The following is an 8803-nucleotide window of genomic DNA, read 5'->3' as shown; positions in this document are numbered from 1 at the left end:
TCGGGGGCTCCGCCCCCGAACCCCCGCTCGTCAAACGCCGGAGAGGCTGAATTGCTACGTCGGCCGGAGAGATTTCAGCCCGTCCGGCGTTTGAGGACGAGCGCGAAGCGCGATGCAGGGGGAGAGGGGGCGCAGCCCCCAGGTCAACGGGATGGGTAGGGGCGGAGGGGGCGAATCAAACCTCGGCCTCCACCGCCGGCGCCTCCCCGAACCGCGCCAGCGCCAACGCACCGGCCACCGCGACGGCGAAGCCGAGGACGGCCAGCCAGCCCAGACCCTCCCGGGTCCGGTCCCCGAGCCACACCACCCCCACCACCGCGGGCCCGATCGTCTCCCCGATCACCAGCCCGGCGGTGGCGGTGGTCACCGACCCCCGCTGCAACGCGGACGTGAGCAGCACAAACGCCGCGCCACCACCCAACAGCAACGCATACGTCGCAGGGTTGGAGAGCAGCGCGCCGACCCCGAGGTCGTCGATGAGCCGCACCGTCACCTCGACGACCCCGAACCCGAACCCCGCCCCGAGCCCGAGCGTCAACGCCCGCCCACGCTCGGGCAGCCGCCCGGCGACACCCCCGAGCAGCAGCACCCCCACCGCCGTACCGAGCATCACGTACTTGAGCGTCAGCGACCCGGCCCGCTCCCCCTCCGTCCCGGACGCCAGCCCGAGCATCGCAAGGCCCGCGCACACGACGCCCACCGCGCCCCACTCGACCCGGCTCAGCCGCACGTCCAGCAGCCGGGCGGCGACGACGGCGGTCACGGCGAGGCTCGCGGCGAGCGCCGCGCCGACGGCGTAGATGGGAATGGAGCGCAACGCGGCGATCTGGAGCAGGAATCCGACCCCGTCGAGCGCGAGCCCCGCCAGATACCGCCACTGCCGCAGCGCCCGCAGCAGCAGCGCGGCCTCGCCGCCGGGCGCCGAGTCGTCGGCAACCGCCCGTGCGGCGATCGCCTGCAACACCGTCGCCGTACCGAAGCAGACCGCTGCGCCAAGGGCGCACACCATTCCGAAGAGCACGAAGTGACTGTAGGGGAAGGGGGTGGCGAGGCCGTCGCTCAGGCGCCCAGCACGCCCCGCAACTGGCCCAGCCCCCAGTCCAGATCCTCCTTGGTGATCACCAGCGGCGGGGCGATCCGGATCGTCGAGCCGTGCGTGTCCTTGACCAGCACACCGCGGTCCATCAGCTTCTCGGAGATCTCCCGGCCCGTGCCGTACGCCGGATCGATGTCGACGCCCGCCCACAGGCCGCGCCCGCGGACCTCGGTCACATGGCCGGAACCGGTCAACAGGCCGAGTTCGCGGTGGAGATGGTCGCCCAGCTCCGCCGCCCGGCGCTGGAAGTCGCCCGAGCGCAGCATCGCGATCACCTCCAGCGCCACCGCGCACGCGAGGGGGTTCCCGCCGAACGTCGACCCGTGCTCGCCCGGCCGGAACACACCGAGCACCTCACGCGAGGACACCACCGCCGAGACGGGCACGATCCCGCCGCCGAGCGCCTTGCCCAGCACGTACATGTCGGGCACCACACCCTCGTGCTCGCACGCGAACGTCCTCCCGGTGCGGCCGAGGCCCGACTGGATCTCGTCCGCGACGAACAGGACACCGCGCTCGCGCGTCAGCTCCCGCACGCCCGCCAGATAGCCGGCCGGCGGCACCAGCACCCCCGCCTCGCCCTGGATCGGCTCCAGGAGCACCGCCACCGCGTTCTCCGTGAGTGCGGCACGCATCGCGGTGAGATCGCCGTACGGCACGATCTCGAAGCCCGGTGTGTACGGCTCGTAGTCCGCCCGTGCCTCGCGGTCGGTGGAGAAGCTGATGATCGTCGTCGTACGGCCGTGGAAGTTGCCCGCCGCGACGACGATCTTCGCCATCCCGGAGGGCACGCCCTTGACCCGGTAGCCCCACTTGCGGGCCGCCTTCACCGCGGTCTCCACGGCCTCCGCGCCGGTGTTCATCGGCAGCACCAGCTCCATCCCGCACAGCTCGGCGAGCTGCCCGCAGAAGTCGGCGAACCGGTCGTGGTGGAAGGCCCGCGAGGTCAGCGTCACCCGCTCCAGCTGGGCTCTTGCCGCGTCGATCAGCCGCCGGTTGCCGTGGCCGAAGTTCAGCGCCGAGTATCCGGCCAGCAGGTCGAGGTAGCGGCGGCCCTCGACGTCCGTCATCCAGGCGCCGTCCGCGGTCGCCACGACGACCGGCAGCGGGTGGTAGTTGTGCGCGCTGTGCGCGTCGGCGGCGGCGATCAGGGTTTCGGTAGTGCTCACGGGGTCTCCCTCTCCAACCGCACGGGTGCTTGTGGCCCCCTTCCTATCGTCGCTCGCATGGTGGACGCAGGAACCCGGCGATCCGGCGCGCCCGGTAGGCTGACCGGCGGGCCGTGACTGGCGCGCTGGGATGGGACCGACCATCGGGGAGCGGCCCTGGACGTCGTACGGAAGTACGGCGGTCCAGCGACTGTGTGCCGTGCGCCTGGGCCGAACCGTGAACGCTGAACCCACGCCGTCCGGAGGTCCCGCCGATGTCAGAACCCCTCTCCACCGAATCCACCGCCTTCCGCGCCGCCCTCGACGTGATCCGTGCCGTCGAACCGCGCGTGGCCGACGCCATCGGCCAGGAGGTGCACGACCAGCGCGAGATGCTCAAGCTGATCGCCTCCGAGAACTACGCCTCCCCGGCCACCCTCCTGGCCATGGGCAACTGGTTCAGCGACAAGTACGCCGAGGGCACCGTCGGCCGCCGCTTCTACGCCGGCTGTCGCAACGTGGACACCGTCGAGGCCCTCGCCGCCGAGCACGCCCGCGAACTCTTCGGCGCCCGGCACGCCTACGCCCAGCCGCACTCCGGCATCGACGCCAACCTGGTCGCCTTCTGGGCCGTCCTCGCCGACCGTGTGGAGGCCCCGGCGCTCGCCGAGGCCGGCGTCCGCAACGTGAACGACCTCTCCGACGCCGACTGGGCCGAGCTGCGCCGGGCCTTCGGCAACCAGCGCATGCTGGGCATGTCCCTGGACGCGGGCGGCCACCTCACGCACGGCTTCCGCCCGAACATCTCCGGCAAGATGTTCGACCAGCGCTCCTACGGCACCGACCCGGCCACCGGCCTCATCGACTACGAGGCCCTGCGCGCGTCCGCCCGCGAGTTCAAGCCGCTGATCATCGTCGCCGGGTACTCCGCCTACCCGCGCCTGGTGAACTTCCGCATCATGCGGGAGATCGCCGACGAGGTCGGCGCGACGCTCATGGTCGACATGGCGCACTTCGCCGGTCTCGTCGCCGGCAAGGTCCTCACCGGTGACTTCGACCCGGTCCCGCACGCCCAGATCGTCACCACCACCACGCACAAGTCGCTGCGCGGCCCGCGCGGCGGCATGGTCCTGTGCGACGACTCGCTCAAGGACCAGGTCGACCGCGGCTGCCCGATGGTGCTGGGCGGCCCGCTCCCGCACGTCATGGCGGCCAAGGCCGTCGCCCTCGCCGAGGCCCGCCGCCCCGAGTTCCGCGACTACGCCCAGGCGGTCGTCGACAACGCCCGCGCGCTCGCCGAGGGCCTGATGCGGCGCGGCGCCACCCTGGTCACCGGCGGCACCGACAACCACCTCAACCTGATCGACGTCGCCTCCTCCTACGGCCTCACCGGCCGCCAGGCGGAGACCGCCCTGCTCGACTCGGGCATCGTCACCAACCGCAACGCCATCCCCGCCGACCCGAACGGCGCGTGGTACACCTCCGGCATCCGCATCGGCACCCCGGCGCTCACCACGCGCGGCCTGGGCGCGGCCGAGATGGACGAGATCGCGGGCCTCATCGACCGCGTCCTGACCACCGCCGAGCCGGGCACCACCAGCAAGGGCGCCCCGTCCAAGGCCCAGCACGTGCTGGACCCGAAGATCGCGGACGAGATCGCCCACCGCGCGACCGACCTGCTGACCGGTTTCCCGCTGTACCCGGAGATCGACCTCGGCTGATCCCCGCGCGGCCGATCCCCGCGGGGTTCACAGATCGATCAGTTCCTGTCGTGGCTCCCGCGGCGGTCCGGGCTCGTGCCGGGCCGCCCCGCGGCGTATCAGCAGACTGCCGCCCACGCCGAGGACCAGGCCCCCGGCGAGCCCCGTGACCGCCCACCGCACGCTGTCCGACGTCCCCTTGTCCGCCGCGGCGGACGTGGTGGTGGCCGTACGCGCGGGTCCGAGCAGCCCGTCCCGGTTCAGCTCGTCGAAGACCGTCCGTGACGCCCGGTGCCAGCGGATGTCGTCGTCCTCCACGTCGGGCGCCGGGTCCGTGCGCACCCACACCACGCCGTCGGCCGCCTGGAACACCTGGTCCACGCGCTCCATGGCGATGTCCCCGCCGGGCGCCCGCTGCGTGTACGGCCAGCCACCGATGCCCGTCATGCCCCACAGCACGGTGACCCGCACCTGCGGGAGGCGGCCCTCCTGCCAGGCCTCCGGGACCGCCTCGCTGTCCGTGTCCGTGGGCGCCAGCAACTGCCACAGGCGGGCGAAGTCCCGCTGGCCGGACCGCAGGGCGACCGTCCGCGCTGTGCCGTTCGTCACGACGAGCGCGAGATCGGGTACGTCCCGGTCCGTGGCCTGCGCCCGGGACGCCCCCGGCCCCGTCAGCACCACGGCCGCAGCCGCCGTCACCGCCACCAGCCCACCGAACCCGCGCATCGGTCTCCCTCCCATGTCTTCCCCCTTGTTACACCGTCGCCGACGGATAGGTTCCCGTCTGTTTCCGCCCTGTCCCTGATCGTGCCCGTACACCTGAGAGAATGGTGAACATGGCCTCTGATCGTCCTCGCGTGCTCTCCGGAATCCAGCCCACAGCAGGCTCGTTCCACCTCGGCAACTACCTCGGCGCCGTCCGCCAGTGGGTCGCCCTGCAGGAGTCCCACGACGCGTTTTACATGGTCGTCGACCTGCACGCGATCACCGTTCCGCAGGACCCGGCCGAGCTGCGCGCCAACACCCGGCTCGCCGCCGCGCAGCTCCTCGCCGCCGGTCTCGACGCGGATCGCTGCACGCTCTTCGTGCAGAGCCATGTGCCCGAGCACGCCCAGCTCGCCTGGGTCATGAACTGCCTGACCGGTTTCGGTGAGGCGTCCCGCATGACCCAGTTCAAGGACAAGTCGGTCAGACACGGCGCGGACCGGGCCTCCGTCGGCCTGTTCACGTACCCCGTCCTCCAGGTCGCGGACATCCTGCTGTACCAGGCGCACGAGGTCCCGGTCGGCGAGGACCAGCGCCAGCACGTCGAGCTGACCCGCGACCTCGCCGAGCGGTTCAACGGCCGCTTCGGCGAGACCTTCGTGATCCCGAAGCCGTACATCCTCAAGGAGACGGCGAAGATCTTCGATCTCCAGGACCCGTCGATCAAGATGAGCAAGTCGGCGTCCACGCCGAAGGGCCTGATCAACCTCCTCGACGAGCCGAAGGCGACGGCGAAGAAGGTCAGGAGCGCGGTCACCGACACCGACACGGTCATCAGGTATGACGTGGCCGAGAAGCCGGGTATCAGCAACCTGCTGACCATCTACTCGACGCTCACCGGAACCGGTATCGCGGAACTGGAGCAGAACTACGCCGGCAAGGGCTACGGTGCGCTCAAGACGGACCTCGCCGAGGTCATGGTCGACTTCGTGACGCCGTTCCGGGAGCGCACCCAGCAGTATCTGGACGACCCGGAGACGCTCGACTCGATCCTGGCCAAGGGTGCCGAGAAGGCGCGCGCCGTCGCCGCGGAGACGCTCTCCCAGGCGTACGACAAGGTGGGCTTTCTGCCCGCCAAGCACTGACACCGGGTCCGACCGCCGGCGCGACCGCCGGTAAGAGACGAGCACGACACCGCTGCGACGCCCGCTACGGGGCCGCACGGCCGTACAGTCGACAGTCGAGCCGGCAGTCGCGCCTGCCTGCCGGGCCGGCTCGACCCGACAGCACGACAACACCACGACACCTCAACACGACGAAGGAGACGACGTGGGGACCGTAACGATCGGTGTCTCGATCGCGGTCCCGGAGCCTCACGGCAGCCTGCTCCAGGAGCGGCGCGCGGGCTTCGGCGACCCCGCGGCTTCCGGTATCCCCACGCACGTCACCCTGCTGCCGCCGACGGAGGTCGAGGACTCGGCGCTGCCCGCGATCGAGGCGCACCTCGTCGAGGTCGCGGCCGCCGGGCGCCCCTTCCCGATGCGGCTGTCCGGGACGGGCACCTTCCGCCCGCTCTCCCCGGTGGTCTACGTCCAGGTCGTCGAGGGCGCCGCGGCCTGCACCTGGCTGCAGAAGCAGGTCCGCGACGCCTCCGGGCCCGTGGCGCGCGAGCTGCACTTCCCCTACCACCCGCACGTCACCGTGGCGCACGGCATCGAGGACGCGGCGATGGACCGCGCGTTCGAGGAGCTCTCCGGCTACGAGGCGCAGTGGCCGTGCACGGGCTTCGCGCTCTACGAACAGGGCGCCGACGGCGTGTGGCGCAAGCTCCGCGAGTTCGCGTTCGGCGGCGCCGTCGTCCCGCCGCAGGCCGCCGCCCCCGCGGAGCGGGACAGCACGCCCGCCCGCTGAGCCCGTCGTGGCCGGCCGCGCGGTTCGCCGAGCCTGCTCAGAGGTCTTCGACTACAGCGGCAGCCGTCGGAACAGCGGCCGCGGCACATGCCGCAGCGCCGACATCACCAGCCGCAGCGCGCCCGGCACCCACACCGTCTCGGACCGCCGCCGCAGCCCCAGCTCGATCGCCGTCGCGACCGCTTCCGGCGTGGTGGCCAGCGGGGCTTCCGTCAGGCCCGCCGTCATCCTCGTACGCACGAATCCGGGGCGTACGACCATGACGTGCACGCCGGTGCCGTGCAGCGCGTCGCCGAGGCCCTGGGCGAAGGCGTCCAGGCCCGCCTTGCTGGAGCCGTAGATGAAGTTGGCGCGGCGGGCGCGCTCCCCGGCGACCGAGGAGAGCACCACGAGCGAGCCGTGGCCCTGCGTCTGGAGCGCCCGCGCGCACACCAGCCCCGCCGACACGGCGCCCGTGTAGTTGGTCTGGGCGACCCGCACCGCGGACACCGGCTCCTTCTCGTCGCGCGCCTGGTCGCCGAGGACCCCGAAGGCGAGCAGCACCATGTCGAGGTCGCCCTCGGCGAAGACCTTGCCGAGCGCGGTCTCGTGGGAGTGGGGGTCGAGCGCGTCGAAGTCGACGGTCCGGGTGTCCGCGCCGAGCGCGCGCAGATGGGCTGCGGCCTTCTCCAGCTCGGGGGAGGGCCGGCCGGCCAGCCACACCGTGCGGGTGCGGCGGGCGATCAGCCGGCGGGCGGTGGCGAGGGCGATCTCGGAGGTGCCGCCGAGGATGAGCAGGGACTGGGGGGTGCCGAAGGCGTCCTTCATGGCAGCTTCTCCTAGAAGTTCAAGTTCATGAGTTCAAGTTCAGAAGTTCAGTCGACGGGACAGGTCCGAGGCGAATACGCCCCGCGGATCCAACTCGGCCCGCAGGGCCTGGAATTCGGCCAGCCGCGGATACATCCCCGCCAGCAGTTCCGGCCGCAGCCGCGCGTCCTTGGCGAGGTACACGCGGCCGTCCGCCGCCGCGACCTCCACGTCCAGCTCGTCGAGGAACGCGCCGAGGCCGGGCAGGTTGGCGGGGATGTCCAGGGCGAGCGTCCAGCCCGGCATCGGGAAGGACAGCCAGCCCGGATCGCCCTCCCCGAACCGCTTGAGGACGGCGAGGAAGGACGGGCAGCGGTGCGCGGAGATGCGGTGCACGATCCGGCGCAGGGCGTCCTCCTGCCCGTACCCGACGGCGAACTGGTACTGCACGAAGCCGCCGCGCCCGTAGATCCGGTTCCAGTGCGGGACCCCGTCGAGGGGGTGGAAGAAGGTGGAGATCTTCTGGAGCTGGCCGGTGCGCGCGACGGGCGCCTTGCGGTACCAGAGCTCGTTGAAGAGGCCGACCGTGGTGCGGCCGAGGAGGCCTTCGGGGACGAAGGCGGGGGCGGCCGGGAGCTGGGCGGGGCGGAACGCCAGCGGGTGGCGGCGGGCGCGGTCCGGCAAAGCGTCCAGCGGGGCGTGGTCGCCGCGGGTGAGCACCGCGCGGCCCAGCGAACGGCCGCGTGCGAGCAGGTCGATCCAGGCCACCGAGTAGCGGTGGAGGTGGTCGGTGGCGGTGAGGCGGGCCATCAGGTCGTCCAGGTCGACGGCGCGTTCGGTGTCGACCATCATCAACGAGGTCTCGACGGGCTGCAGTTGGACGGTCGCCGTGAGGATCACCCCGGTCAGGCCCATGCCGCCCGCGGTGGCGTCGAAGAGGGGGGTGTCACGGCCGACCGTACGGATCCCGCCGTCCGCGGTCAGCAGCTCGAAGGAGAGCACATGGCGGGCGAACGACCCCGACACATGGTGGTTCTTGCCGTGGATGTCCGCGCCGATCGCGCCGCCGACCGTCACATAGCGGGTCCCGGGCGTGACGGGCACGAACCAGCCGAGCGGCAGCAGGACTTCCATCAGCCGGTGCAGGGAGACGCCCGCGTCGCACAGCACCGTGCCGCCGTCCGCGTCGATGGCGTGGATGCGGTCGAGTCCCGTCATGTCGAACACGGCCCCGCCCGCGTTCTGGGCGGCGTCCCCGTACGCCCGCCCGAGCCCGCGCGCGATGCCACCGCGCGCCCCGCACTCCCGGACGGCGGCCACCATCTCCTCGTAGGTGCGCGGGCGGACCAGGCGGGCGGCGGTCGGGGCGGTGCGGCCCCAACCCGTGACGGAGACGGTGTCGGCAGGCATGGCCGTGACCGTAGCCCCGGAAAGGGTGCATAACTACCTAATCACCC

At 72.0% G+C, this 8803-nt stretch carries 8 protein-coding genes; 3 read left to right on the top strand and 5 right to left on the bottom strand.

Annotation, left to right across the window (positions count from 1 at the left end):
- Positions 1-175 precede the first annotated feature (175 nt).
- Entirely contained in the window at positions 176-1009 is an 834-nt protein-coding gene (locus ACN6LB_RS19095) for a DMT family transporter (protein WP_445026970.1), read from the bottom strand.
- 50 nt (positions 1010-1059) lie between these two features.
- Entirely contained in the window at positions 1060-2265 is a 1206-nt protein-coding gene (gene rocD / locus ACN6LB_RS19090; protein WP_445026963.1) for an ornithine--oxo-acid transaminase, read from the bottom strand.
- A gap of 254 nt (positions 2266-2519) precedes the next feature.
- Between rocD and ACN6LB_RS19085 the strand changes: the two genes are divergently transcribed.
- Entirely contained in the window at positions 2520-3965 is a 1446-nt protein-coding gene (locus ACN6LB_RS19085) for a glycine hydroxymethyltransferase (RefSeq protein ID WP_356131743.1), read from the top strand.
- A gap of 27 nt (positions 3966-3992) precedes the next feature.
- On the opposite strand, the gene ACN6LB_RS19080 is transcribed toward ACN6LB_RS19085, so the two are convergent.
- Complete coding sequence (locus tag ACN6LB_RS19080) at positions 3993-4685, bottom strand: hypothetical protein (protein ID WP_445026962.1); 693 nt, start codon at positions 4683-4685, stop codon at positions 3993-3995.
- Between the two features lie 95 nt (positions 4686-4780).
- Here ACN6LB_RS19080 and trpS point away from each other — a divergent pair, with 95 nt between their 5' ends.
- Positions 4781-5794 (top strand): tryptophan--tRNA ligase, encoded by a 1014-nt coding sequence (gene trpS / locus ACN6LB_RS19075; protein ID WP_356131749.1) that lies wholly within the window; start codon positions 4781-4783, stop codon positions 5792-5794.
- Between the two features lie 184 nt (positions 5795-5978).
- A complete protein-coding gene (locus ACN6LB_RS19070; protein WP_445026961.1) occupies positions 5979-6560 on the top strand; it encodes a 2'-5' RNA ligase family protein in 582 nt (193 codons plus the stop codon).
- A gap of 51 nt (positions 6561-6611) precedes the next feature.
- Here ACN6LB_RS19070 and ACN6LB_RS19065 read toward each other — a convergent pair whose 3' ends face one another.
- Both ACN6LB_RS19065 and ACN6LB_RS19060 read right to left on the bottom strand, forming a co-directional pair.
- Entirely contained in the window at positions 6612-7367 is a 756-nt protein-coding gene (locus tag ACN6LB_RS19065) for a decaprenylphospho-beta-D-erythro-pentofuranosid-2-ulose 2-reductase (RefSeq protein ID WP_356131755.1), read from the bottom strand.
- 39 nt (positions 7368-7406) lie between these two features.
- Positions 7407-8756 (bottom strand): FAD-binding protein, encoded by a 1350-nt coding sequence (locus tag ACN6LB_RS19060; RefSeq protein WP_445026960.1) that lies wholly within the window; start codon positions 8754-8756, stop codon positions 7407-7409.
- Positions 8757-8803 lie beyond the last annotated feature (47 nt).

The sequence above is a fragment of the Streptomyces sp. SAS_270 genome (genome assembly GCF_052543295.1).
Note: the sequence above shows the minus strand (reverse complement) of the source record. Positions and strands in the feature narration are given on the sequence as shown.